Origin of the sequence: Arthrobacter koreensis (assembly GCF_035792275.1) — a bacterium.
GTDB classification, from domain to species: Bacteria; Actinomycetota; Actinomycetes; order Actinomycetales; family Micrococcaceae; genus Arthrobacter_B; species Arthrobacter_B koreensis_A.
The window spans coordinates 38,371-63,221 of sequence record NZ_JAMWKK010000006.1; the positions used below are offsets into that span (position 1 = coordinate 38,371).

General features: G+C 67.3%; 23 protein-coding genes and 1 other RNA gene. 11 read left to right on the forward strand and 13 right to left on the reverse strand.

What is annotated here, in order from left to right; translation table 11 throughout:
- Nucleotides 1-163 precede the first annotated feature (163 nt).
- Nucleotides 164-952: a winged helix-turn-helix domain-containing protein gene (locus tag NGB94_RS07890; RefSeq protein ID WP_325790071.1), complete on the forward strand. Its 789-nt coding sequence runs from the start codon at nt 164-166 to the stop codon at nt 950-952.
- On the forward strand, nt 949-1,701 hold the full coding sequence (locus NGB94_RS07895; RefSeq protein ID WP_325790072.1) for a hypothetical protein: 753 nt from the start codon (nt 949-951) through the stop codon (nt 1,699-1,701). The genes NGB94_RS07890 and NGB94_RS07895 overlap by 4 nt, the downstream gene beginning before the upstream one ends.
- Nucleotides 1,702-1,707: 6 nt before the next feature.
- On the opposite strand, the gene NGB94_RS07900 is transcribed toward NGB94_RS07895, so the two are convergent.
- A complete protein-coding gene (locus tag NGB94_RS07900; protein ID WP_325790073.1) occupies nt 1,708-2,307 on the reverse strand; it encodes a hypothetical protein in 600 nt (199 codons plus the stop codon).
- 81 nt (nt 2,308-2,388) lie between these two features.
- The gene (locus NGB94_RS07905) at nt 2,389-3,030 is read right to left on the reverse strand and encodes a nucleoside/nucleotide kinase family protein (RefSeq protein ID WP_325790074.1); all 642 of its coding nucleotides are present in this window, start codon (nt 3,028-3,030) and stop codon (nt 2,389-2,391) included.
- A gap of 62 nt (nt 3,031-3,092) precedes the next feature.
- Between NGB94_RS07905 and ssrA the strand changes: the two genes are divergently transcribed.
- Nucleotides 3,093-3,461, forward strand: a transfer-messenger RNA (tmRNA) gene (gene ssrA, locus NGB94_RS07910).
- 70 nt (nt 3,462-3,531) lie between these two features.
- Here ssrA and NGB94_RS07915 read toward each other — a convergent pair.
- The 4 genes from NGB94_RS07915 to rhaI form a co-directional block, all read right to left on the reverse strand.
- Nucleotides 3,532-4,545, reverse strand: a complete 1,014-nt coding sequence (locus tag NGB94_RS07915; RefSeq protein WP_325790075.1) for a LacI family DNA-binding transcriptional regulator — start codon at nt 4,543-4,545, stop codon at nt 3,532-3,534.
- Nucleotides 4,546-4,668: 123 nt separating this feature from the next.
- Nucleotides 4,669-6,132: a rhamnulokinase family protein gene (locus NGB94_RS07920; protein ID WP_325790076.1), complete on the reverse strand. Its 1,464-nt coding sequence runs from the start codon at nt 6,130-6,132 to the stop codon at nt 4,669-4,671.
- Nucleotides 6,133-6,157: 25 nt separating this feature from the next.
- Nucleotides 6,158-8,218 carry a bifunctional aldolase/short-chain dehydrogenase gene (locus NGB94_RS07925; RefSeq protein WP_325790077.1) on the reverse strand — a complete coding sequence of 687 codons (2,061 nt, stop codon included), beginning with the start codon at nt 8,216-8,218 and terminating at the stop codon, nt 6,158-6,160.
- A gap of 55 nt (nt 8,219-8,273) precedes the next feature.
- Nucleotides 8,274-9,440, reverse strand: a complete 1,167-nt coding sequence (gene rhaI, locus NGB94_RS07930) for an L-rhamnose isomerase (RefSeq protein WP_325790078.1) — start codon at nt 9,438-9,440, stop codon at nt 8,274-8,276.
- Between the two features lie 303 nt (nt 9,441-9,743).
- Here rhaI and NGB94_RS07935 point away from each other — a divergent pair, with 303 nt between their 5' ends.
- The 4 genes from NGB94_RS07935 (at nt 9,744) to NGB94_RS07950 (ending at nt 13,333) form a co-directional block, all read left to right on the forward strand.
- Nucleotides 9,744-10,112: an L-rhamnose mutarotase gene (locus NGB94_RS07935; protein ID WP_325790079.1), complete on the forward strand. Its 369-nt coding sequence runs from the start codon at nt 9,744-9,746 to the stop codon at nt 10,110-10,112.
- 70 nt (nt 10,113-10,182) lie between these two features.
- Nucleotides 10,183-11,478 (forward strand): MFS transporter, encoded by a 1,296-nt coding sequence (locus NGB94_RS07940; protein WP_325790080.1) that lies wholly within the window; start codon nt 10,183-10,185, stop codon nt 11,476-11,478.
- A 189-nt stretch (nt 11,479-11,667) separates the two neighbouring features.
- Nucleotides 11,668-12,390, forward strand: a complete 723-nt coding sequence (locus NGB94_RS07945; protein ID WP_325790081.1) for an ATP-binding cassette domain-containing protein — start codon at nt 11,668-11,670, stop codon at nt 12,388-12,390.
- A gap of 100 nt (nt 12,391-12,490) precedes the next feature.
- Nucleotides 12,491-13,333, forward strand: coding sequence for a glucose 1-dehydrogenase (locus NGB94_RS07950; RefSeq protein WP_325790082.1), 843 nt, complete (start codon nt 12,491-12,493; stop codon nt 13,331-13,333).
- On the opposite strand, the gene NGB94_RS07955 is transcribed toward NGB94_RS07950, so the two are convergent.
- The 4 genes from NGB94_RS07955 to NGB94_RS07970 form a co-directional block, all read right to left on the reverse strand.
- Nucleotides 13,330-13,803 carry a GtrA family protein gene (locus NGB94_RS07955; RefSeq protein ID WP_325790083.1) on the reverse strand — a complete coding sequence of 158 codons (474 nt, stop codon included), beginning with the start codon at nt 13,801-13,803 and terminating at the stop codon, nt 13,330-13,332. The two genes, NGB94_RS07950 and NGB94_RS07955, sit on opposite strands and share 4 nt — an antisense overlap.
- A 144-nt stretch (nt 13,804-13,947) precedes the next feature.
- Nucleotides 13,948-15,546 carry an ATP-binding protein gene (locus NGB94_RS07960; RefSeq protein ID WP_325790084.1) on the reverse strand — a complete coding sequence of 533 codons (1,599 nt, stop codon included), beginning with the start codon at nt 15,544-15,546 and terminating at the stop codon, nt 13,948-13,950.
- Nucleotides 15,543-16,361 (reverse strand): alpha/beta hydrolase, encoded by an 819-nt coding sequence (locus NGB94_RS07965; RefSeq protein ID WP_325790085.1) that lies wholly within the window; start codon nt 16,359-16,361, stop codon nt 15,543-15,545. The genes NGB94_RS07960 and NGB94_RS07965 overlap by 4 nt, the downstream gene beginning before the upstream one ends.
- Nucleotides 16,362-16,494: 133 nt before the next feature.
- Nucleotides 16,495-17,031 (reverse strand): dihydrofolate reductase family protein, encoded by a 537-nt coding sequence (locus NGB94_RS07970; RefSeq protein WP_325790086.1) that lies wholly within the window; start codon nt 17,029-17,031, stop codon nt 16,495-16,497.
- Nucleotides 17,032-17,218: 187 nt separating this feature from the next.
- Between NGB94_RS07970 and NGB94_RS07975 the strand changes: the two genes are divergently transcribed.
- Genes NGB94_RS07975 through NGB94_RS07985 form a run of 3 tightly spaced genes read left to right on the forward strand, consistent with a single transcriptional unit; the run spans nt 17,219 to nt 18,998 of the window.
- On the forward strand, nt 17,219-18,205 hold the full coding sequence (locus NGB94_RS07975) for a pirin family protein (RefSeq protein WP_325790087.1): 987 nt from the start codon (nt 17,219-17,221) through the stop codon (nt 18,203-18,205).
- Nucleotides 18,206-18,222: 17 nt separating this feature from the next.
- Nucleotides 18,223-18,546, forward strand: a complete 324-nt coding sequence (locus NGB94_RS07980) for a GNAT family N-acetyltransferase (protein ID WP_325790088.1) — start codon at nt 18,223-18,225, stop codon at nt 18,544-18,546.
- Nucleotides 18,543-18,998 (forward strand): carboxymuconolactone decarboxylase family protein, encoded by a 456-nt coding sequence (locus NGB94_RS07985; RefSeq protein WP_325790089.1) that lies wholly within the window; start codon nt 18,543-18,545, stop codon nt 18,996-18,998. Before NGB94_RS07980 ends, NGB94_RS07985 begins: the two co-directional genes overlap by 4 nt.
- Before the next feature lie 53 nt (nt 18,999-19,051).
- Here NGB94_RS07985 and NGB94_RS07990 read toward each other — a convergent pair whose 3' ends face one another.
- Complete coding sequence (locus NGB94_RS07990) at nt 19,052-20,509, reverse strand: benzaldehyde dehydrogenase (RefSeq protein WP_325790090.1); 1,458 nt, start codon at nt 20,507-20,509, stop codon at nt 19,052-19,054.
- 203 nt (nt 20,510-20,712) lie between these two features.
- Between NGB94_RS07990 and NGB94_RS07995 the strand changes: the two genes are divergently transcribed.
- Nucleotides 20,713-22,503, forward strand: coding sequence for a thiamine pyrophosphate-requiring protein (locus NGB94_RS07995; protein WP_325790091.1), 1,791 nt, complete (start codon nt 20,713-20,715; stop codon nt 22,501-22,503).
- Here the strand turns inward: NGB94_RS07995 and NGB94_RS08000 are convergent.
- Together NGB94_RS08000 and NGB94_RS08005 are read right to left on the reverse strand one after the other, a co-directional pair.
- The gene (locus NGB94_RS08000; RefSeq protein ID WP_325790092.1) at nt 22,500-24,104 is read right to left on the reverse strand and encodes a 5-oxoprolinase/urea amidolyase family protein; all 1,605 of its coding nucleotides are present in this window, start codon (nt 24,102-24,104) and stop codon (nt 22,500-22,502) included. The two genes, NGB94_RS07995 and NGB94_RS08000, sit on opposite strands and share 4 nt — an antisense overlap.
- Complete coding sequence (locus NGB94_RS08005; protein WP_325790093.1) at nt 24,088-24,846, reverse strand: 5-oxoprolinase subunit PxpA; 759 nt, start codon at nt 24,844-24,846, stop codon at nt 24,088-24,090. The genes NGB94_RS08000 and NGB94_RS08005 overlap by 17 nt, the downstream gene beginning before the upstream one ends.
- Nucleotides 24,847-24,851 lie beyond the last annotated feature (5 nt).

The following is a 24,851-nucleotide window of genomic DNA, read 5'->3' on the forward strand; positions in this document are numbered from 1 at the left end:
GATCCTTTCACTTCAGCTGGAAGCGCCGAAGCGCGTCAGGTAGTAAAGCTATGAAACCAGATGTTATATGTAATTCACGTCACGTCAGGTAAATTTCTTGTTACGGATGCGCGGCCCGGCCTGCCGGCGCCGTCCGGGCCGCCAAGCTGGAAAGATCGTGAACATGCCCCAGAACACCGCTCCGCAGAAACGCCTCCTCACCGCTGTCTTTGCTCCCCTTGGAGATGCCGGCAAGGCCAGCCGCGTCGAAGAACGCATCGTTCAGGGGATTTCAGCGGGCGCACTGGCAGACGGGGACCGGCTGCCCACCGAAATGGAAATGGCCGCCTCGATGGGCGTCGCCACGGTTACCGCCCGTGAAGCGCTCGCGGGACTGCGCTCGCGCGGGCTGGTGGAAACGCGCCGCGGACGCGAAGGCGGCACATTTATTACGCTGCCCTCCGGGGACCGGTCGGTGCTGGTACGCCGCCGGCTTACCGGCATGAGCCGGGTGGAGCTGCGTGACCTGGCCATTCACTACGCTGCGATCGCAGCCACCGCTGCCGAACTGGCCGCCGACGCCGCAGATCCGGAAGATGCGCAGGCACTGGCCCACCTGCTGGACGCCCCCGCCGGTGCCGGCAACCGCGCCGTCGGCGATTTCCTGCTTGAACTTGCAGCGCTCAGCCAGTCAGCCCGGCTGACGCGTGAATACGTGAAGCTGCACACCGACTACGGTTCCCTGCTGGGCCTGGCCCACGCGGATCCGGCTTTCGACTCGGCCATGGTGGACCTCTGCCGGGGGATCTGCGCGGCCGTGGCTGCTGCGGATGCGTCCGCCGCCCGGTCCCTCGTCCGGCAGTACGTCCAGGCTTCCGTTGCCTGGCTGATCGATGAACATACCCGACTTCACTCCTCCGCCGCCCTCACTACGGCGGAGAGACCACCCGCACCCGCCAGGAGGAAAGCATGAGCATTTCCCGCAGTGATACGTCACCCCCAGCGCCGGCACCACCGGACGACCTCGGTCTGTTCTTCCGGCAGCTGCTCGGGATCCTGCAGGACTGGAAACCCGTCCTGGAGGCCCTCTTCGGGGATCAGGAGGCGCGGCCTTCGCGCCGGGAGGTGGATGCCGCCGTCGAACCGCTGACTACAGCCCTGCTGGCCCACTCCGACTATCCGCTGGCGGGCGGCGGCTTCGTTGCCGCGCACAATGCGCTGAGCGACGCGCCCTGGCATATGGCGTGGTGGCAGGGCCGTAGCAAGGAAGTCCAGATGCTGTCCTCGGTGGAAAGCATGGGGGAAGCCTATTCCCGGCGCGAATGGTTCACCGTTCCCATGGAGACCGGCGCCAGCCATGTCACCGGCCCGTATGTGGACTTCATCTGCACTGACGAGTACACGGTGACCCTTACCTCCCCGGTGCGTGTAGGCGGGGGCGTGGTGGGCGTGGTCGGTGCCGACGTCTTCGTTGAGTCGCTGGAGGAAGTGCTTCTGCCGGACCTGCGGCGTGTGCATCCCGAGGCGTCCCTGGTGAACCGGGTAGGCAGGGTGGTGGTCTCCGCTGATCCCCAGCTCGCGGCCGGACGGCTGCTGGTGGGAGACTGGCGCCAGGCGCCGGATCCGGCGCGGATGGAACTCCGCGGACCGGAGTATGCCGGCCGGCTGGCTGCCGTGCGTCCGTGCGGAAGCCTGCCGCTCGCCGTCGTCGTTCCCGGCTAGCGGAACTCAGGCAGCTGCCCGCGCCGGAATATGGAAGAACGGCACGGTGCGGTTGACCATGGGTCCGATCAGCAGCGCGAAGGCCACGGTGCCCAGGCCGACGGCGCCGCCCAGTGCCCAGCCAACGGCCAGGACGCTGACTTCAATGCCGGTGCGCACCGCCCAGATCGGCCAGCCGAAGCGGGCGTGGAGTCCGGTCATCAGCCCGTCCCGCGGGCCCGGTCCCATTCGCGCGCCGATGTACAGGCCGGTGGCAACGGCCAGCAGAACCAGCCCGGCAGCGAAGAGCACTATCTGGTCAACAACATTCCCTGGCGTGGCCAGCACGGCGAGGGCGACTTCGGCGCTCGGTCCCACCAGCAGCACGTTCAGCACCGTGCCGGGGCCGGGTTTCTGCCGCAGCGGAATCCACAGCAGCAGCACGACGAGTCCGATCAGGTTGGTCACAAACCCGAACGGAATCCCGGTCTGCAGGCTGGTGCCCTGGCCCAGTACATCCCACGGGGAGACGCCCAGCCCGGCACGGATCATCATGCCGATGGAGAAGCCGTAGAAGAAAAGGCCGGCCAGCAGCTGCGCCACGCGGCGGAGGAAGTTCACGGACATGGGTTCAACCAAACTCCTCCGGAAGCGTTAATCCAAAAGCAGCCTTCCGGACGGAGACATACACGGTAATCCGGGAGCCGGCTAATCGCGCAGGCGGACGACGGTGTCAGCGCGGGCAGCGTGCGCCGCCACCAGGTCGGCGTTGGCCTGGTCGCTTCCCAGCGCCCAGGCCAGGGCATCGGCCGGGCTCTTGCCGAAGGCCGCGTGCCGGTCCTGGAGCCGCCGGACGCGTTCGGCGTCCCCGAGCGCCAGGAACCAGACGGCGTCGAGCTGTTCCCGGACCCGCGGCCAGGCCCCGGTTTCCAGCAGCAGGTAGTTGCCCTCCGTGATGACCAGCGGCACCTCCCGCCGGACCGGCACGGCAGAACCGACCGGCTCCTCCAGGTCGCGGCGGAACTCCGGGGCGTAGACCACCGGCTCAGCCTGACGCCGGAGCCGGCCCAGCAGCGCCGCGTATCCTCCGTCGTCGAATGTGTCCGGCGCGCCCTTCCGGTCCCGCGCGCCCATGGCTTCCAGCACCCGGTTGGCCAGGTGGAAACCGTCCATGGGCACCACGACGGCGAGTTCCGGTCCCAGCTCAGCCGCCAGTGCTGCGGCGAGGGTGGACTTGCCGGCGCCGGGCGGGCCGGTGATGCCGAGAACCCGGCGGCGTCCTGCTGCCAGGCGGCGTGCATCGGCTGCGAGTTCGGCCAGGCTGCGGTCCAGGATCTGCATAGGAACCATCTTGGTGCAGGCTCTGGAATGTTTTGGGGATCCGGTGGGTTAATAGGGGTGCAACTGAATATGGGGATGATCGGTATCGACGATGCTTGCCGCGTTTGGGGAAGCGGGCCGAGGATGCAGGGTTATCTCGCTAACGCCCCCTGTAAACCAATAAGTGCCAAACCTATGCGCACTGACTTCGCTCTCGCCGCCTAGGCCAGAGTGAGTCCGTCAGACCGGAAACGCTTCCGTTCCGGATCCTGGCGTCGTTTAGGAAGCCACTGCCGGACACTGCTGCCGTTCAGGTGTCCGGGACTTTTTGAACGGCTGGGCCCGGATCAGCCGCCTGCCTGCGGGATGGCTGGGGCCGAGAAAATCCACTGCAGGCTGCGCCCGGAGAAGCCCAGGCACGTCGGCGTCGGACGGGGGTTCGATTCCCCCCATCTCCACCAGGTCTGTGCTCCGTCCCGAAAGGCCGGGGCACAGTCTTTTTCGCGCCTCGAATGCCGGCGCTCCGCGCCGCTAGGACATGCCGGTGGACTCCCGCACCACCAGCTCCGGCTGGAAGGTGACATGGCGGTGCCGGTGGTCTTCCGCCAGCTCGTCCTCCAGCAGCTCCACTGCTGTGCGTCCGATCAGCCGCGCCGGCTGCCGGATGGAGGAGAGCGGAACGATCGCGGACGGCGCGAAGTCAATGTCGTCGTAACCGACCAGGGCGATGTCTTCCGGAACCCGGATGCGGTGGTCGAAGACGAACGCCTGGAGCAGTCCGATGGCAAGCAGGTCATTGGCCGCGAACACGGCATCGGGCCGCTTGCCGGACGGCCGGCGGAGCAGCTCCTCGCCCACGCGCCTGCCCTCCAGCACAGTCAGCGCCGTGGTTCCGACCACGTCCAGCGAAGCTCCCGGCACTTCCTCCACGGCTGCCCTGGCTCCGGCCTGGCGGTCGGCGACCTGGTGCAGGCCCGCGGGCCCGCCCACGAAGGTGATTCTCCGTGCCCCGCTGTCCAGCAGGTGCGCGACGGCCATTCGTCCGCCTTCGACGTCGTCCACGGCCAGGGAGCAGTACTGGGACGCAGGCGCCTGCTCATCCACGAGCACCACCGGGGTGCCGCGGGAGCGGAGCCGGGCGATCCGGCTGCGGTCCTCCGACTGCGGAGTGATGAGGACTCCGCGTACCCGCTGTTCCTCGAACAGGTCCAGGTAGACATCTTCCCGGCTGCGGGAAAGCCCTGAGTTGCCGACGATGACGGCCTGGCCGTGCGCATCAGCGGCAGCCTCTGCACCCCGGGCGATCTCGTTGTAGAAGGGGTTGCCGGTGTCCTGGACCACCAGTCCTATGGTCCTGGAGCGGCCGGCCTTGAGCTGGCGCGCGACGTCGTTGCGGACGTATCCCAGGTCCTCGATAACCTTCAGGACCCGGCGGCGGCGGTCCTCGGAGACGACCTCGGGCCGGTTGATCACGTTGGAAACCGTTCCAATCGAGACCTTGGCTTCCCGGGCGACGTCTTTGATGCTGACCGGGAATCTGTCCATTTCTCTTCTCTTCCGTCCGGACGGGGTCCACTTCTCCTGGCACCGTCACCGGCGGGCCGGGCCCGCGGGACAGGTTCTTATTGTAAGCAGCATGTCCTTTGGGCTCCGGAGCACCGGCCGATGTTACAGGGCGGCGCGGACCCGCGGTTCGTAGCGGATCGGTTCAAAGGTGCGTGCCACCAGGCGGCGCATTTCTTCCAGGCCTCCGGCAACCAGTCCCGCGGCGCGTGCCTGGACCAGCACGTTGCCGATCGCAGTAGCCTCCACCGGCCCCGCGAAGACGGTCCGTCCGGTCCGGTCCGCGGTGAGCTGGCACAGCAGCGTGTTCTGCGACCCGCCGCCCACCACGTGCACCGTGCGGATGCTGCGCCCGGTGAGCCGCTCCATCTGTTCAATGACATCCGCGTAGGCGGCGGCCAGCGACTCCAGAATCGAACGGACCATTTCGGCCCGCCCGCGCGGCGGCTGCACCCCGTGCTCCCCGCACCAGGCGGTGATCCGGGCGGGCATGTCACCCGGTGCCGTGAACCGTTCGTCCTGCACATCGAACACGGGCACGGGGGAGGTCACGGCTGCAGCCTGGCTGATCAGTTCCGCCAGGTTGCTCGTGCGCTGGGAATCGGTGGTACCCGGCCCGTCCCAGGTGCGGATGGATTCGGAGAGCAGCCACAGCCCGGACACGTTCTTCAGGTAACGGATGCGCCCGTCCACGCCGCCTTCGTTGGTGAAGTTGGCGGCGTGGCTTTCGGGCGTGAGCACCGGAGCCGGCAGCTCCAATCCGACCAGGGACCAGGTTCCGGAGGAGATGAACGCTGCGTTCTCATCGGCGAAAGGCACGGCGACGACGGCGGACGCGGTGTCGTGGGAGCCGACGGCCGTGACCGGCAGGCCGGCCGGGGCGCCGAGTTCTTCGGCCACACCGGACAGCAGGCCGCCGATCCGCTCGCCGGGGGCGATCAGCGGAGCGAACAGGTCTCCGGCGAGCCCGAGCCTGTCCATCAGTCCGGTGTCCCACTGCCGGGTCCGGGCATCGAGCAGACCGGTGGTTGCGGCGTTGGTCTCCTCGGTGACCTGCCGGCCGGTGAGCCAGTAGGCAATGAGGTCCGGGATCATCAGGGCCCGTTGCGCGATTGACAGGTCACCGCGCTGCCGGTCCACGGCCAGCTGGAACACTGTGTTGAACGGCAGGTGCTGCAGTCCGCTGCGGGAGTAGAGCTCTTCCGGGGGCACGGCCGCATGCACGGCCTGGACACCGCCTGCGGTGCGGTCATCCCGGTAGTGGTAGGGCAGGCCGAGCAGCTTCCCTCCACGCAGCAGTCCGTAATCCACTGCCCAGGAATCGACGCCGATGGAACGGACGTCCGGTTCCTCCCGGAACGCCTGGGCCAGCCCGGCGGTCAGTGACCGGTAGAGCTCGGTGATGTTCCAGTGCAGGCCGGGCCCGTCGCCCTCATGCAGCCGGACCGGCTGATTGGGGAAACGGGCCACATGCCGCATCCGGATCCGGCCGTCGGACACGCCGCCGAGGATGACGCGGCCGCTGGTCGCCCCAAGGTCGACGGCGGCTACGGATGCAGCTTGCTCCATGGTCTGTCCTTTTCTGCCGTGCCGCTTAGCGCAGGAACGCTGCTGCGACGCCGGCGTCGACCGGAATGTGCAGGCCGGTGGTGTGGGAGAGGTCGGAACTGGTCAGCACTGCGGCTGCGTTGGCCACGTTCTCCGGCAGCACTTCGCGCTTGAGCAGGGTGCGCTGGGCGTAGAACTTGCCCAGTTCATCCTCGGGCACGCCGTAGACCGCTGCCCGCTTGGCGCCCCAGCCGCCGGCGAAGATGCCGGAGCCGCGGACCACGCCGTCGGGGTTGATGCCGTTGACCTTGATGCCGTGTTCGCCCAGTTCCGCGGCCAGCAGGCGCACCTGGTGGGCCTGGTCGGCCTTGACGGCGGAGTAGGCGATGTTGTTCGGACCGGCGAAGACGGAGTTCTTGGAGGAGATGTAGAGGATATCCCCGCCCATTTCCTGGTCGATCATGGCCTTGGCAGCGGCCTTGGCGACCAGGAAGGAGCCCTTGGCCATCACGTCGTGCTGCAGGTCCCAGTCCTTTTCGGTGGTTTCCAGCAGTGGCTTGGAGATGGACAGGCCGGCGTTGTTGACCACGAGGTCGATTCCGCCGAAGGCCAGCACGGTGGCGTCGATGGCGGCAGCAACCTGGGCGGCGTCGGTCACGTCGGCGCGGACGCCGATGGCGACGTCTGAGCCGCCCAGCTCGGCGGCAACCTGTTCGGCAGCTTCAAGGTTCAGGTCGGCGATGACCACGCAGGCGCCTTCGCCGGCGAGGCGGGTGGCGATGGCCTTTCCGATGCCCGACGCCGCGCCCGTCACCAGTGCGATGCGGGTGGCGTGGCTGCGGGGCTTGGGCATCCGGGCCAGCTTGGCTTCCTCGAGTGCCCAGTATTCGATCCGGAACTTCTCCGACTCGTCGATCGGTGAGTAGCTGGAGATGCCTTCGGCGCCGCGCATGACGTTGATGGCGTTGAGGTAGAACTCGCCGGCCACGCGTGCGGTCTGCTTGTCCTTGCCCCAGGAGAACATCCCGACGCCGGGGACCAGCACGATCGCCGGGTCGGCGCCGCGCATTGCCGGGGACGCGTCGTCGGCGTGGCGCTCGTAGTAGGCCTGGTAGTCGGCGCGGTAGTCCGCGTGCAGCTCCTTCAGGCGGGCGATGCAGTCTTCGACGGGTGCGTCGGCCGGAAGATCCAGGACCAGCGGCTTGACCTTGGTGCGCAGGAAGTGGTCGGGGCAGGAGGTGCCCAGTGCGGCAAGCCGGGGGTGCTCGGCGGCAGCGAGGAAGTCGAGCACCCGCGGGTCGTCCATGTAGTGGCCCACCTGGGGGCGGTCGTGCGATGCCAGTCCGCGGATTACCGGGGCCAGGGCTGCGGCCTTGGCACGGCGTTCGGCCTCGGGCAGCGCCTCATAACCGGACAGCGCCGGGCCGAAGGGTTCTGCCTTGGAGTGCTCGGCGATGTAGGCCTCGGCAGTGTCAATGATCCACCGTGAGTTGGCCTCGGCTTCGTCGCTGGTGTCGCCCCAGGCGGTGATGCCGTGGCCGCCCAGGATGGTGCCGACGGCGCCGGGGTTGGCTTCCTTGATTGCTGCGATATCCAGGCCCAGCTGGAACCCGGGGCGGCGCCAGGGCACCCAGACCACCTTGTCGCCGAAGATCTTCGCGGTGAGTTCCTCGCCGTCGGCTGCCGTGGCGATGGCGATGCCGGAGTCGGGGTGCAGGTGGTCCACGTGGGCTGCATCGACCAGGCCGTGCATGGCGGTGTCGATCGACGGCGCTGCGCCGCCCTTGCCGTGCAGGCAGTAGTCGAACGCCGCGACCATTTCGTCTTCATGCTCCACGCCGCGGTAGACGCCCTTCAGTGCCTGCACCCGGTCCAGGTGCAGCACGGCCAGGCCCTTCTCCGTGAGGGTCCCGAGGTCGCCGCCGGAGCCCTTGACCCACAGCAGCTCGATGTCCTCACCGGTCACCGGGTCCGCTGCCGTGCCCTTGGCGGAGGTATTGCCGCCGGCGTAGTTGGTGTTCTTGGGGTCGGAACCGAGCCGGTTGGAGCGGGCGATAAGGTCTGCCGCGGCGGTCTGCTGCGTCGGAGTGCTGGCTGGGGCGTTCATGCGAAGGTCTCCTCGTGGAGTGGTCGAATCAATGGGCGGGGGCAGCGCGGGCGGTCTAGGAGCCCCAGGAAGCCTGGGTGCCGCCGACGCGCTCTTCAGCGATGCGCTGCTGGTACCCGGACGCTGCGAAGGCGGCCATGGGATTGGCAGGCAGGCCGCGGGATTCGCGCCAGGCTGCCAGCTGCGGGCGGACGTCGGTGTAGAACGCGTCCATCAGCACCTCGTGGGCGCCGAGGACGTCCCCGGCAGCCTGTGCTGCGGCGAGGGCTTCGCCGTCGATCAGCAGTGCACGGGCGGTCATTTCCTGGACATTGAGCACCGAGCGGATCTGGCCGGGAATCTTGTCTTCGATGTTGTGGCACTGGTCAAGCATGAATGCCACGCCGGTTTCCGGGTCGAGGCCGCCGCCGCGCACTACCTCGACCATGATGCGGAAGAGCTGGAATGGGTCTGCGGCGCCGACGATCAGGTCGTCGTCGGCGTAGTTGCGGGAGTTGAAGTCGAAGGAGCCCAGCTTGCCCAGGCGCAGCAGCTGCATGACGATGAACTCGATGTTCGTGCCCGGAGCGTGGTGCCCGGTGTCCAGGCAGACCTTGGCCTTGTCGCCGAGCGCGGCGACCTGGGTGTAGGCGGTGCCCCAGTCCGGAACATCGGTGTGGTAGAACGCCGGTTCGAAGAACTTGTACTCCAGCACCATCCGCTGTTCATCGCCGAGGTTGGAGTAGATTTCCGCCAGCGACTCGGCCAGGCGGTCCTGGCGTCCGCGCATGTCCTGCTGGCCGGCGTAGTTGGTGCCGTCCGCAAGCCAGATCTTCAGGTCCTTCGAGCCGGTGGCGTTCATGATCTCCAGGCACTCAAGGTGGTGGTCGATCGCTTTGCGGCGCACTCCCGGATCGGCGTGGGTGAGCGAGCCGAACTTGTACTCCTCGTCCTGGAAGGTGTTGGAGTTGATCGTGCCCAGTGCCACGCCCTGGTCAGCCGCGTAACGGGCGAGTGCGGCGTAGTCATCCACCTTGTCCCACGGGATGTGGAGTGCGACGGCGGGTGCCAGGCCCGTGAAGCGGTGCACCTGAGCGGCGTCGGCGATCTTTTCCTGCACCGTCCGGGGAGTTCCGGGAGTGGAGAAGACCTTGAAGCGGGTTCCGGAGTTGCCGAAGGCCCAGGATGGAAGTTCGATGGCCTGTGCGGCCAGCTGGGGGGCGATGTCGTCGAATTCAGGCATGTGCGTCACTTCTCTGTGGTAGCCGGCGGGCGGCACCGGGTAAGTCTGGGCACCGCATTGAATCGTTTCACCAAAGTATGCCGACGATGCCGGGAAGGTCAAACGTGCTAGCTGTAATCATCGGGACAGCGACGGTAATAGCTTCTTGAAACGTCTCAATTTTTGGGTACTATGAGTCCGGCAGCGACTGAGAGGTCCCTCACAGGATTAGCTCGGCCGGCCCATCCTCCCGGAATGGCCATCCGTGCTGCCGCCACAGGTGCGAAGTCCGCCAGGACCCGCCACATTACAAAGGAGTGATGCATGGGATCTTCCCCCGCCCCGGCCGAGCTGCAGGAACTGGTCCGGCTCCCTGCGGAGGTTACCGCCGCCCGCGGATGCTTCCTGCTGCACATCCGCCCGGAGCGGCTGGCCGAGTACGTCGAGGTCCACCAGCGGGTCTGGCCGGAAATGCTGGATGCGCTGCGGGAGACCGGCTGGAGGAACTACTCGCTGTTCCTTCGTCCGGAAGACGGCCTGGTTGTTGGGTACTTTGAGGCAGATGATGCCGAAGCCACCCAAAAGCTCATGGACGCGCATCCGGTCAACACCCGGTGGCAGGCCGAAATGGCCCAGTACTTCACGGAAGGCAGCTCGCCGCAGGCACTGACGCAGTACTTCCACCTCTCCTGATCCCGTTTTATCCGGGGCACGCCCGTGCCCGCTTCACAGCACCTTCTTCACTGTTGCAGAAAGGCTCGCCATGAGCACCACGAAGCTCGGCGGATGGAAAGCCACCATCGCCGTGTCCATGTCCAACTACATCGAGGCCGGTTCGATCATCGCGCTGGCCACCAGCCTGTCCCTCTGGCAGGAGTATTTCGGTTTCAGCAACCTGCTGGTCGGGCTGGTCGCGGCTCTGAGCGCCAACGCGTTCGGCGCAGCCATCGGTGCCCTTATCGGCGGACCGCTGGGTGACCGGTACGGCCGGAAGTTCATCTACACCTATGACCTGATCCTCTACATGCTCGGCACCCTGCTGGTCATCTTCGCGGTCGCTCCGTGGATGCTTATCACCGGCGTCATCCTGACCGGCATCGCCGTCGGCGCCGGTGTGCCGGTGGCCTGGACCTACATTGCCGAGGAAGCTCCGGCCGAACACCGCGCAAAGCACGTGGGCACCGCCCAGCTGGCCTGGTCGCTCGGCCCGGCACTGGTGTTCCTGTTCGCCACGATCGTGGTGCCCCTGGGCCTGACCGGCAGCCGCATCATCTTCGCGCACCTCTTCGTCGTCGCTTTTGTCACCTGGTGGATCCGCCGCGGCCTCTCGGAATCGGTTACCTGGAAGAAGTCCGACGAAGAGCGCCGCACGGCCGAGGCCAGCGGAATCAAGCGCCGCAACTACCGCGAACTGCTCACCAACGCCACCAACCTCAAGGCCCTGCTGTTCCTGACCGGCGTCTATGCGCTCTGGAACCTGGTTGCCGGACAGATGGGCATCTTCATGCCGCGCGTCTACGAGACCGCCGGCGTTGAATCCGCCACCCAGCAGAACCTGCTGCAGGTGCTCCTATGGACCCTCACCGTGGCAGCCACCTACTTCGGCTTCATGAAGTACGGCGACCGGGTTGACCGCCGCAAGCTCTACGGCTTCGGAGCCGTGCTGGGCATCATTGCCTGGCTGCTGCTGGTCTTCGCGCACGTCACCATGCCGGTCCTGATCCTCTTCGCAGCCCTCTGGGGTATCTCCGCAGGCATCGGCGCCCAGGCCTTCTACGCGCTCTGGGCCGCAGAAATGTTCCCCACCCGCCTGCGTGCCAGTGCCCAGGGCGTGCTGTTCTTCGTGGCCCGCATCGTCGTCGGCGTGCTCAGCTACTGGTTCCCCACCCTGCTGGCGGAACAGGGCGTGCCGTTCGTGGGCATGATCATGATCGGTGCCCTCGTGGCAGCCATGGTGATCGGCGTCCTCTGGGCCCCGAATACCCGCGGCCGGAGCCTGGAAGAGATCGAGGAGGAGCGTTACGGCAACGCTCCGGGTGCCGCCAGGCAGACAGTCTAGGCGTACCTGCCTCGGAGGCTCAGCCCTCCGCCGGGCTAACCAGACATGCAAAGGCCTCCGGGCCGGCCGGGACACCGATCCGGGCCGGCACCGGAGGCCTTTGACGTCACCCTCCGTGACGCCCGGAATCCGCCGGCCTGCGTGCCCCCGGAAGTCCCGCGGCTGGACGCTGCTGCCAGAATGGAGCCCATGGCCCTGCACCGGTATCCCGTCCGACGGCTCGAGGAAGACCCGGCCCATGCCCTGGACCGTGGATCCTGGCCGGCTGCGCTGCCGGCCGTGGCGCACCTGCTTGACCGGGGCCTGGATCTGGGCCCGGCGACCATCCTCGTGGGTGAAAACGGGTCGGGGAAGTCAACGCTGGTGGAGGCCGTTGCCCTGGCCTACGGACTGTCCGCGGAAGGCGGCTCAACGGGTGCGCGGCACAGTACCCGCTCCACGGAATCCGTTCTCGCCGACCATCTGCGGCTGGTCCGGAACGCCGGCGCCACCCGCCGCGGGTACTTCCTGCGGGCCGAAACCATGCACAGTTTCTACACCTATCTGGAGGAAAACCCGAGGACGGGCCTGCCTGATATCTCATTCCACGAGATGTCCCACGGGGAGTCCTTCCTGGAACTGGCCGCGGACCGGTTCCGGGGCCGCGGTCTGTGGGTCCTGGATGAACCCGAATCCGCGCTGTCCTTCTCCGGCTGCCTGAGCCTCCTCTCAGTACTCAAGGGACTGCTGGCCGACGGACGGTCGCAGGTCATTCTGTCCACACATTCTCCGCTCCTGGCTGCACTTCCCGGCGCGGAAATCCTGGAGCTTGGCCCATGGGGACTGCGGCGCCGGGCCTGGGAGGATCTTGAACTCGTAGGCAACTGGAGGTCCTTCCTCGCCTCACCGCAGCGGTATCTCCGCCACCTCTAGCCCGTAAACCGTGACTTCTGCCCGGCCGGGTAGTTGGATGTGCAGAGACGGCCGTTGGTCAGGGGCACACAGTTCCGCCGGCCGGCACCGAGGAGGTCTTATGGGACGGGTCAGCGGCAAGACGGTTTTGGTCAGCGGAGGCGCGCGGGGGATCGGGGCTGCAGTTGTCCGCCGGCTCACCGGTGAGGGTGCGCACGTGGTTATCGGGGACGTGCTCGACGCCGAGGGCCGGGCCCTGGCGGACTCGCTGGGCGGGCAGGGGGCCTTTGTTCACCTGGATGTGACCAGCCCTGAAGACTGGGAAGCTGCGGTCCGCGAAGCGGTGGACACCTTCGGCGGGGTCGACGTGCTGGTCAACAACGCCGGCATTGCGAACTTCGGCAGCATCGAGGATTACACGCTGGAGCAGTGGAACAGCATCATCGCCATTAATCTCACCGGGGTTTTCCTCGGGATCAAGGCCGTGGTGGAGCCCATGAAGCGCTCCGCCGGGGCATCCATCGTTAACCTGTCCTCCACCGCTGGCCTGCAGGGCTATAAGGACCTGCCGGGGTACACAGCCGCCAAATACGGGGTCCGCGGGCTGACCAAGTCTGTTGCCATTGACCTTGGCCCCTACGGAATCCGGGTCAATTCTGTGCACCCGGGTGCGGTGCGGACGCCCATGACAGACGGACTGGAAGGCGGGCAGGAGCATGTGGCGCTGCACCGCATGGGTGAGCCGGAAGAAATTGCGAACCTGGTCCTGTTCCTCGCCAGCGACGAATCCAGCTTCTCCACGGGCGCCGAGTTTGTGGCTGACGGCGGTGAGACTGCGGGCCTGGCACGGTACGAGGTGGCTGAACTGAGCTCCGAACCGGCCTCCGCGCCGTCGTCACCTGCGGGCGCGGCCCTGCCCGGCCAGCCTCCGGCGGCACCGGAACCGCCCGCCATGCGAGGCTAGCGCGGCAGTTCCGCGTCTTCGCGGGCGGGACTGCCGGCACTGCCCTTCGGCTCCGTGAAGACGATGTACCGGTAGGCGAAGTACCGGAAGACATTGCCCAGCAGGACGCCGATGACGTTGCCGGAAATGTTGTCGGCGAACTGGCTGGTGAACCCGAGGAGATAATGGGAGACAAACAGGCAGCCGGTGGCGATGCCCAGCCCAATGAGGTTTGTCAGGGCGAAAAGGATGGTCTCGGACCGCACGCTCCGTCCACGGGTGCGGCGGAAGGTCAGATAACGGCTGCCCAGCCAGGAAATCGTCGTCGCGACAACTACGGAGACAATCTTGGCTGAGATGGGGTTGTCGTCCAGGACAGTGGCCACCAGGAGATTGAACAGGCCGATATCCACCAGGAAGGCGACGGTGCCCACGAAGGAGAACGAGCCCAGTCTCCGGAATACTTTCCGGGCCGTCGAGATGCCGTCCATGCTGCTACCAGTTCTTCATCCGGCCGTGGGCGGGCCGAGGGGCGTTGTCCTGCAGTCTTGCCGCAGGCCCGGGAACCACGGAAATGGGCTCTGTGTCGATGTTTTCACATGCAGCAAAACCGGACAAAATTGCCGCACGCACGATCACTCCGACTGCAGCGGCAGCCTGACCGTGAAGACGGTGCCCTCCCCGGCCTCGCTCTGCAGGGTGATGGTTCCGCCATGCGCTTCCACAATGTTCTTGCTGATCACCAGTCCGAGTCCAACACCCGGGATGGCGGCCTTCCGGCTGGTCCCCGAGCGGAAGAACTTGGTGAAGACCTCCGCCTGTTCAGCGTGGGTCATGCCGATGCCCGTGTCCGAAACCTCGAAGGTCAGGGTGTCCGGGGTGCTCCAGGCGCTCACCGTGACCCTGCCGCCGTCGGGGGAGTATTTCACGGCGTTCGAAAGCAGGTTGTCGATGACCTGGCTAATCCGCTGCGGATCCAGCACTGCCGGAAGTTCCGGCGGGAAGTCCGGAACCAGCTGAACCTTGTTGATTTCTGCCCGCGGCGCCGCGGAGGTCAGGGAGCTGCTGAGAAGTTCGGAGAGATCTGCCGGCACCCGCTCAATGCTGCTTGGCCCGGCAGCAGCGGAGAGCAGGTCCGAGACCAGTTCCAGCAGCTTTTCCGAATTCCGCAGTGCAACCCGCAGGGATGCTGCAACGTAAGCGGGGATCTGCTCCTCGTCCTCAAGTGCCAGGTCCAGGTAGCCCATGATCGAGGTCAGCGGCGTGCGGAGTTCGTGGGACACGTTGGCCACGAAGTCTTCCTTCGCGGCGACGGCATTGACCAGGCCGGTCACGTCGCTGAAGGCCAGCACCGAGCCCTGGAAGCCGCCCTGGCGCTGGACGGAACGCGCGGTCACGCTGAATGCACGCTGCGCCTCGCCGGCACCGAACCACACGAGCTGGTCGGAGAAGGACTGGCCCAGGACGGTGCGCCGCACAGGCCGCATTTCCGGGGGGAGCGGAGTGACCCGGTCGGGACCGTAAATCAGCAGCTCACATTCGTTCGCCTCGGTCGTGCCCGGGGGCAGCGCCCTGCGGTTGATGAAGCGCTGGCGGGAGTTGGTGAGGATGGTGTTGCCTTCTTCGTCCACCACCGAGACGCCTACTTCCACCGTGTTCAGCACGGTTTGCAGAAGGGATTCCTTGCGGCGGCTTTCAGCCAGGCTTTCCTGCAGCACCCGGTCCTTTTCCTGCAGGGCGCGCTGCTTCTCCAGCACTACTGCCTCGGCGCTGGCGCGGGCTGCTTCAGCCTGTTCCGCGGCGCGGAGCGCAGTGACAAGTTCACGTTCGTACAGGCGCCGTTCATGGGCGTTGAAGACCACAACCCGGTCCATGGCGGGCCGGGAACCCTCGGCCGGCTGGCGGTTGGCGGAAATCAGGGCAGGCAGGCGCGTGCCGTCCGCGCTGAGGAAGTCGACGGCGAGTTCAGCGAAGGAGCGGCCGGCGCCGAGCTGCGGCAGGGCGTGCGTCGAATAGACGATCCGGTCGCCGATGGGCAGGAGGGAGAGCAGGCTGGTTCCGATCAGGTCCTCGCGCGGGCAGCCGATCCAGTTGGCGAACGTCGCGTTCGCTTCGGCGATCGTTCCATCCTCCAGCGTCACCAGGTACCCCGAGGGTGAACTGTGGAAAAGTTCCTGGTAATCCACGCTGACTGCCGGGGGCACCAGCTCCGTGCCGGCGGACTGGTCGCTCACGCCGTGGTCCGGGAGAGGTAGGCGAGGATGGCCTCTGCTGTTTCGGCCGGTGCGCTGACATGGGGGAGGTGGCCGGTGGCCTGCAGCTGCACCAGGGTTGCATTGGGCATATTGTCGCGGGTGTAGGAGCCGATGTGCGGCGGCGCAAGGAGGTCGTCGGAGCACTGCAGGATCAGCGACGGGACCTTGACCTCGGCGAGCTGGTCCCGCACATCGGACCGGAAGGAAACATCGGCGAAGTCGCGGGCGACCGCCGGATCCAGGCGGCAGAAGCTGCCCTCCAGCTCGTTGTGCAGTTCGGGACTTTCCGGGTTGCCCATGATCATGGGCGCCATTGCAGCAGCCCAGACAAGGTAGTTGGCGTCGAGGGAGGCCAGCAGCTCATCGATGTCCTTGGCGCTGAAGCCTCCGGTGTAGCCGTCTTCCGGGCGGTCCATGTAGCTGGGGGAGGAAGCCAGCAGGATCAGGTTCGCGAACCTTTCCGGTGCCTCGGCCGCGGCTGCAACGGCCATCATGGCGCTGACGCTGTGCCCAACGAAGCTTACGTCCCGCAGGTCGAGGGCTTCGCAGATCTCCAGTACGTCCTGTACGTATCCGTCGAGGGAGCCGTACTTGGCAGGAGTGTAGGCGTCCTTGTCCGAACCGCCTGCCCCAACATGGTCGAAGACGACCACCCGGTAGGTCTCCGTGAAGTACGGAAGGACCCGCCGCCACATCCCCTGGTCGCACCCGAATCCGTGTCCAAACATGACCACCGGGCCGGCGCTGTTGCCGAGGATCCGGACATTGTTGCGGGCGGAAACGTCAGTCGTCATGGGACGGCGGCCTTTGGTCGTGTTGTGGGGTAGGAGGTGCTGGAGTGAACTTTACCGTCCCGGGTGCCGTCCACGGATTATCCGCGTTTGCGCGACACGCCATTCAGGCTCCCGGTGCCTCCTGCGCCGCAGGTCAGTCCCGGGCGAACCGCAGTTCCGCGGCGCCGCCGTTAAACGAAGTGGTGCCAATCAGGTGCATCCGCCCGGTGGGTCCGCCCACCGGAAGCAGGCGCCGTCCCTTGCCCAAAGCGACGGGCATGTAGGTGACCCAGAGTTCATCCAGCAGTCCGGCGTCGGCGAACTGTGCTGCTACGTCGCCTCCGCCCACAACCCACACGTTCTTGTCTCCGGCGAGCGCAAGCGCCTGGTCCAGGACCGGTCCCGGAGCGCCGCTGGCAAACCGCACTCCCGATCCGGGCGGGGCCTGCAGGTCGCGGTGGGTCAGCACCAGGCAGGGGAGTTCACCGTAATCCCAGGTGTCCGGCTGTTCCCGCCGGATCCACTCATAGGTTTGCGCACCCATGATGATGGCCCCCACGCCGGCAAGGAACTGATCGTAATGGGCCTGGAAAGACGCGAACCCGAAGTCCAGCAGCCAGTCCAGGCTGTCCTCTTCGGTGGCGATGAAGCCATCCAGTGACGAAGCAACGTAATAGATGACTTTTGGCATGCCCCGAGCGTACCGCCGGCCGGGGTCCCGAAGTTAGGCTCAAGGTCATCCCGGCGGCATCAAGGCAGCGATCTGCCGGCCCGGCGGACTGCAGGGGTGCGGGGCGGGAAGTGCCGCCTCCCAGTTAGATGCAAATGCATGTACCATCGGGAGGAATAGCTGCCGCACTGAACGAATTGGGAGAGGTATGAGCAACGTCGAGACTGCCCCGCTGGAAGTCGAGTGCGCCAGTGCCCCGGCCGCCGACGTCGAAATCCTTGCTCCCCGGGACGTGCCGCTGGGCGGGCCGCGGGCCATGCCTGTGCGCCGCACCCTCCCCCAGCGCAGCCGCAGCCTGATCGGTGCCTGGTGCTTCGTGGACCATTACGGGCCCGACGCCGTTGCCCGCACCGGGGGGATGGTGGTGCCTCCCCATCCGCACACGGGACTGCAGACAGTCAGCTGGCTCTTCACCGGCGAAATCGAGCACCGGGACAGCACCGGCGCGCACGCCATGGTCCGCCCCGGCGAGCTCAACCTCATGACCGCAGGCAGGGGAATAGCCCACTCCGAGGTCTCCACTCCGCAGGCGGCCGTCCTGCATGGCGTGCAGCTCTGGCTCGCCCTGCCGGACGCCTCCCGCCATACGGAACCGCGCTTCGAACACTATGCACCCCAGCCCGTCCGCGGCGCCGGCTGGGAGGCGCGGGTGTTCCTGGGCGATCTCGCCGGATCGGTCTCCCCGGTCCGCACGCACTCCCCGGTCGTCGGGGCGGAACTGCTCCTGGAACCGGGCACCGAACTGGAGCTCGACGCCGATCCCCGGTTCGAGTACGGACTCCTCGCGGACTCCGGGGCAGTGCATTTCCAGGGTGCCGCCGTCGCGCCCGCTGAACTGGCCTACCTGCCGCCCGGCAGCCACACCCTGAGGATCAGCGCACCGGCAGGCACACCGGTTCGTGCCGTCCTGATCGGCGGCGAACCGCTGGGCGAAACGATCGTCATGTGGTGGAACTTCATCGGCCGCAGCCACGAAGAAGTTGTCCAGTACCGCCGCGACTGGCAGCAGCACATCGGCGCCGAAATCCATCCGGGTGCCGCTCCGGCAGTCCGCTTCACCGCCGTCCCGGATGATCCGCTTCCGCCGCTGCCGGCACCCGTCCTGCCCAACGCGCGGCTGCGTCCGCGCAGCTGAACAAGAAAGGCACCGCAATGAACATCCAGCACAACCCCGCCGAGCACCGCTACGAAGCGATCAACGACGGCGACGGCACGGTTGCCGGGTTCGCCGCCTACCGTGACCAGCCGGGCAGCCGGGCCTTCACCCACACCCAGGTTTCCGACGCCTACCAGGGGCAGGGCATAGCCTCCGAGCTGGTCCGGTTCGCCGCCGACGACGTACGCGCGGCCGGACTGCGGCTAGTGCCTTACTGCCCCTACGTTGCCCGCTGGCTGAAGAAACATCCGGAGTACTCCGGAATCGTGGACTGGCCGGAACCCGAGCCCGCAGAAAACCCAGAGGAGACAACCCGTTGAGCGACAAGGTCTATATCGACAAGCAGCACCGTCCGGTCTATCAGGCGCTGGCAGCCACCGCAGCCGCCGTCCGCAGCGCTGCCGAAGAAGCAGGCCTGGGCCGCATCATCATGGAGCTGGTCAACGTGCGCGTCTCCCAGCTCAACGGCTGCGCGTTCTGCCTGGACCTGCACACGCGCCAGGCCCGCGAAGCCGGTGAGAGCGACCAGCGCCTGGCCGTGCTGCCGGCGTGGCGGGATACGGACCTGTTCGACGATACGGAACGGGCGGCCCTGGGCCTGGCGGAAGCGCTCACCCACCTGCCTTCCGGGGAAGACCGGGAACAGCTTTTCGCGAAGTACCGCGGGCAGCTGGGTGCGGAACAGTTTTCCGTGCTCAGCTGGGCAGTTGTGGCCATGAACGCGTTCAACCGCGTCTCTATCATCAGCGGACACCCCGTCCGCCCGCGCTAGGCTCCGGCCCGGGGGGTTCGGAGTCGATACTCCGAACCCCCCGGCCAGACTCCCTAGAACGGGTAGGGGGCGATCTGCGGCCGCACGGTCAGCCACTGGATTTCGGTGAATGCGTCAATGTTGGCAGCCGCGCCGCCGAACCGTGAACCGGTTCCCGAGGCGCCCATTCCGCCGAACGGGGAGTTCGCCTCGTCGGAGACCGTCTGTTCGTTGATGTGCACCTTGCCGGAAACCACCCGGTCGGCGACTTCCATGGCCAGGCCCACGTCGCCGAGGATTCCCACGGAGAGTGCATACTCCGAAGCATTGGTCAGTGCGATGGCTTCCTCCACTGTGGAGAAGGAGAGCACGGGTGCCACCGGACCGAAGATTTCCTGCGTCCACGCCGGGTTGTCCGGGGTGAGGCCGGTCAGCACGGTGGGGGAGTAGAACAGTCCCTCATAGGTGCCTCCGGCGGCGATCTGCGCCCCTGCATCCTTGGCTTCCCGGACCAGCCGGTCGATGTTGTCCCGCTGCCGCTCATCGATGATGGGGCCCAGGGCAACCTGGCCGCTGGCCGGATCACCTACCGGAAGGTTCTTCGCCTTGTCTGCCAGCCGCGAGGTGTAGTCCTCCAGCAGGGACTCATGGACCAGGTGCCGCCCGGTGGTCATGCAGATCTGGCCCTGGTGAAGGAACGATCCAAAAGCTCCGGCTGACGCTGCCAGGTCAAGATCCGCTCCCGGCAGCACAATCAGGGCATTATTGCCGCCCAGTTCAAGGTGGGCCCGCTTCAGCAGCCTGCCTGCAGCCTCGCCCACCTTCCGGCCTGCCGCCGTCGAGCCGGTGAAGGAAATGACCCGGACCTCCGGGGCCTCCACCAGCGCCTGCCCAACATCCGTTCCGCCCGGCAGCAGGTGCAGCAGGCCCGCCGGCAGTCCGGCCACTTCAAAGACCCGCATGATCGAGACGCCGCCGGAGACCGTGGTGCGGGGGTCCGGCTTGAGCAGGACGGCGTTTCCGAGCGCCAGGGCAGGGGCCACCGAACGGATGGAGAGGATCAGCGGGAAGTTGAAAGGGGAAATGACCGAAACGACGCCGACCGGCCGGCGCCGGGCGAAGGACCAGCGGTCTTCGTTGCTGGTCAGCACGTCTCCTGCCGGGTGGGCCGGAAGGGCCGACGCGTCGAAGCACTCGTTGGCGGCAACGTGGGTCTCCAGGCCCGCCTTGGCGCCGATGCCGCCGGTTTCCCGGATGATCCAGCCCTGGATTTCCTCGGCGTGTTCTTCGAAGAGCATGCCGGCCCGGCGCAGCACCGCCGCCCGTTCCTCGGGCTTGGTGCGGGCCCACTCCTGCTGGGCTGCCGCAGCGCGCGTCGCGGCGGCTAAGACGTCTTCGCGGCTGGCCGCACCTACGGATCCAAGGCTCGCGCCGGTAGCCGGTTCAATGACGTCCATGGTGCCGCCGGAGCCGGTGGTCCAGGAACCGGTGTTGATCTTGCCGTGCCAATCGGAGGTGGTGAGGAGGGACATAACTGCTCCTTGATCTTTGTGGTGGCTCGATGCTGGTCGGTGCTGGGTGGAATTGGCCCCAACAGTACGCCAGAAGTGACGCGCATCACGTCACATGACGGGGCTGCTTCCAGTGGATGCCCTTCCGGCGTGCTTGGCCGCATGTCTGCGTCATGGAATAGTGGCAGGCAATCCCATCAGCATGCTGACTATTGGAGGTTTCCATGGCAGAACGGCTCGTTGCAGATGTCATCGTCGAACGGCTCCAGGCCTGGGGCGTCGACCGGATCTTCGGCTACAGCGGCGACGGAATCAACACCGTGCTGGGCGCCCTGCGCCGGGCAGGTTCCCCGCAGTTCGTCCAGGCCCGGCATGAAGAAAACGCCGCGTTCATGGCTGTGGGCCACGCCAAGTACACCGGCCGGCCCGGCGTGATGCTCTCCACCCAGGGTCCCGGCGCCGTCCATCTGCTCAACGGCCTGTACGACGCGAAGATGGACAGCGTGCCCGTGGTGGCGATCATCGGCCAGCAGTCCCGCAGCGTCCTGGGCTCGGCCTACATGCAGGAAATCGACCTGCTCAACCTCACCCGCGACGTCGCTTCTTCCTTCCGCCAGCAGGTCAACAGTCCCGAACAGCTGCCGCTGGTGCTGGACCGCGCGTTCAAGGCGGCGCTCGCGGACCGGGCCCCTGCCGTCGTCATCATTCCGCACGATGTCCAGCAGGCTCCCGCTCCCGACCTGGACCAGGAACACGGCATCGTCACCAGCGCCCCGGTCTGGAGCCCGCCGAACCTGGTGCCGGCAAAGACAGACCTGGACGCTGCGGCGGCCGTGATCAACGACGGCGAGCGGGTGGCTTTCCTGGTGGGCCAGGGCGCCCGCGGGGCCTGGCCGCAGGTCAAGGCACTCGCAGAGAAAACCGGCGCCGGGATCACAACGTCGCTGATGGGCAAGCCGTATGTGGACGAGTCCCATCCGCTGGCCGCCGGCGTCATGGGACATTTGGGCACCAGCGCCAGCGGGTTTGTGCTGGGGGAGTGCGACACCCTGGTGATCATCGGTTCCAACGACCCCTGGACCGAGTTCTATCCGCCGCCCGGTGCGGCACGGGCCGTGCAGATCGACGTCGACGCCGCGGCGATCGGCAACCGGTACCCGGTGGAGGCGGCTGTCACCGGCGACGCCGCAGCCTCCCTCGAAGGACTGCTGCCGCTGGTCACCGAGCGCCGCGAATCCGGCTGGCGGGACGCCGTCGAAACCGCGGTGCGCCAGTGGCATGAGCTGGCCGCCGAACGCGCCGCGACCCCTGCCAGGCCGGTGAACCCGGAGCTGGCGGTACGGGAGCTGAGCAGCCGGCTGCCGGAGAACGCCCAGGTGGCCGTCGACGTCGGGAGCAGCGTGTACTGGTACGCGCGGCAGCTGCGCCTGCCGGCCGGTGTCCCGGCCCATCTGTCCAGCACCCTGGCGAGTATGGGCTGCTCCATTCCCTATGGACTGGCGGCGAAGCTGGCTTCCCCGGACCGGCCTGTGGTGGCGCTTTCCGGTGACGGAGCAATGCAGATGGCCGGGCTGTCCGAGCTCATCACCGTCAGCCGGCTCTGGCCTCGCTGGGCCGATCCCCGGTTTGTGCTCATGGTGCTGAACAACCGCGAGCTGGCCGAAGTGACGTGGGAGCAGCGCGAAATGGAGGGTGATCCGCGCTTCGACCAGAGCCAGGCGCTGCCGGACTTCTCCTACGCCCGCTACGCCGAGCTGCTGGGGCTGCAGGGCATCCGGGTGGATGATCCGGCCCGGATCGGTCCGGCCTGGGACGCCGCTCTGGATGCCGACCGGCCGGTGCTGATCGAAGTCCTGTCAGACCCGGACGTTCCGCTGCTGCCGCCGTTCCCGGCCGGACGCACCAAGGGCCGGGACATGATGGACGCGCTGGAGAAGGAGGGGCCGGATACCGCGCATGCCCGCGAGCTGCTGGAGACCTACCTTCGCCAGGAAGAAGGCCTCACCAGGCCCTAGCTAAACGGGACGAAACGGACGGCCGAGCCGGGGCGCAGCTGCGCCGCCACATCCAGGTCAGCCTCGGCAACTACGCCGATCACCGGATATCCGCCGGTCACCGGGGCATCGGCCAGGAACAGGATCGGAAGGCCGGACGGCGGCACCTGCACGGAGCCCGGCAGCACCGCTTCGCTGGCGAGCTCCCCCGTTTCCCGTCCGGTGAGGGCCTCTCCTTCGAACCGGATGCCCACCCGGTTGGACCTTGCGCCCACTGTCCAGGTTCTCGACTGGAATGACTCTGTGCCCTCCGGGCCGAACCAGTCCTGCCGCGGTCCGGGAACGTAGCGCAGCTCCGTGACGCCGCCCGGCAGGGGAGGGGCCGGTTCGGGATGCCCGACGGCGGTGCCCGGGTCCACGCCTGCGTCCAGGCGGTCTCCCTCCTGCAGTGGCTGTGGTCCCAGCCCGGCCAGCGTGTCCGTGGAACGGCTGCCCAGAACCGGTGCCGCTTCCAGCCCGCCGCGGAACGCCACATAGGAACGCAGGCCGGCTGCAGGGATGCCCAGGCTCAGTTCGCTGCCGGCACGGAGCACAAACGCTTCCTCCAGGGGCAGGGTCCGTTCAGCTCCCTCAGGGGTGCGGACGGACAACGGCGTATCCGCACCGGTGACTGCCAGCACGAGGTCCTTCCCGGCGCGCAGCCGGAGTCCGCCCAGGAGCACCTCCAGCCCTGCGGCGCCCGGGGGATTACCGGTCAGCCGGTTGGCGCGGAGCAGCGCCGACCGGTCCGCGGCGCCGGATCTGCCCACCCCCACGTGGCTGTGGCCGGGACGACCAAGGTCCTGCACGGTGGTCAGCGGTCCGGCCGCGGTGACGACGGCGGCAGGCACTGATCCCGGGTCGCCGGCGGCGGTGCCGGTGCCGGGATTGGGCCGGGCGGCTGAACCGCTGATCTCCAGGTGCTCGCGCACCGGAACAAACCGCACCCGTGTACCGGGCGCAATCAGGGCCGGGAACTCCCGGCCAAGATCCCAGAGCGCTGCGGAGGTTCGGCCAATCAGCTGCCAGCCGCCGGGGGAGACGCCGGGATAGGCCGCAGAGTACTCTCCGGCCAGGGCCACCGACCCGGCAGGGACAGCGGTCCGCGGTTCCTCCCGCCGGGGCACCGCGAGCTGCGGGTCACCGCCGGTCAGGTACGCAAAACCGGGAGCGAATCCGCAGAAGGCAGCGGTCCACAGTGCAGCGGCATGGGCTGCTGCCACCGCGTCCGCCGACCCCAGCCCGGTGAGCCGGGCGACGTCGGCCAGGTCCTCGCCGTCGTACACGGTTTCAAGTTCCACCAGCGGCGCATCCTGCCCGGGGCCAGGCCGGGCCCCCGGTTCCAGCCCGGCGGCGAGTCCGGCACCCTGCCGTGCATGGGCGCCGGTCGCGAAACGGACCAGCACGGTTCGGGCGGCCGGTATTGCCTCCAGCTGGCCGGGCAGGGGAGCAGCGGAAAGATGCTGATGCAGCGCAAAGGCCTCCGCAGTTCCTTCGGTTTCCAGGAGCAGTGCGCGCTCGCCGACCGGCCGAACCAGCAGCCCGGACTCCGCGGCCGGCCGGGTACTAGGTGAAGCTCGCAACGGTAACCCCGCTGGCTTCGAGGGAACTGCGCACGGACTGCCCCATCGCCACCGCGCCGGGGGTGTCCCCGTGGACACAGATGCTCTCGGCAGCCACGTCGATAATGGTGCCGTCCACCGCCTGGATCTTGCCGTCCACGGCCAGGCGCAGCACGTGGTCGGTGATCTCCGACAGGTCGGTCAGGACCGCGCCCGGCAGGGTTCGGGAGACCAGGCTGCCGTCCGGGTTGTAGGCGCGGTCCGCGAAAGCCTCGGCGATGGTTCGGAGCCCGGACCGGGCGGCCAGCTGCTCGACGACGGAGCCAGGGAGCACCACCAGCGGCAGGTCGGGATCCACGGCACAGAGCGCATCGATTACGGCCTGGGCCTGCACCGGATCCACGGCAATCCGGTTGTACAGCGCCCCGTGCGGCTTCACGTACCGGACTTCAGTCCCGGCAGCCCGGGCGAGGGACTGCAGCGCCCCGATCTGGTAAATCACTTCGCCGGTAAGTTCAGCCGCGTCCACGTCCAGTGCCCGCCGGCCAAAGCCGGACAGATCCCGGTACCCGGGATGGGCACCTACAGCGGTGCCTGCCTGTGCCGCCGCCAGACAGGCGGCGTACATGGTGCTGGCGTCTCCTGCATGGAAGCCGCAGGCAACGTTCGCGCTTGAGACAGCGCTGATCATTGCGGTGTCATCCCCCAGGGACCACCGGCCAAAGGACTCACCAACGTCGGCGTTGAGGTCGATCCTGGCCATGCGGG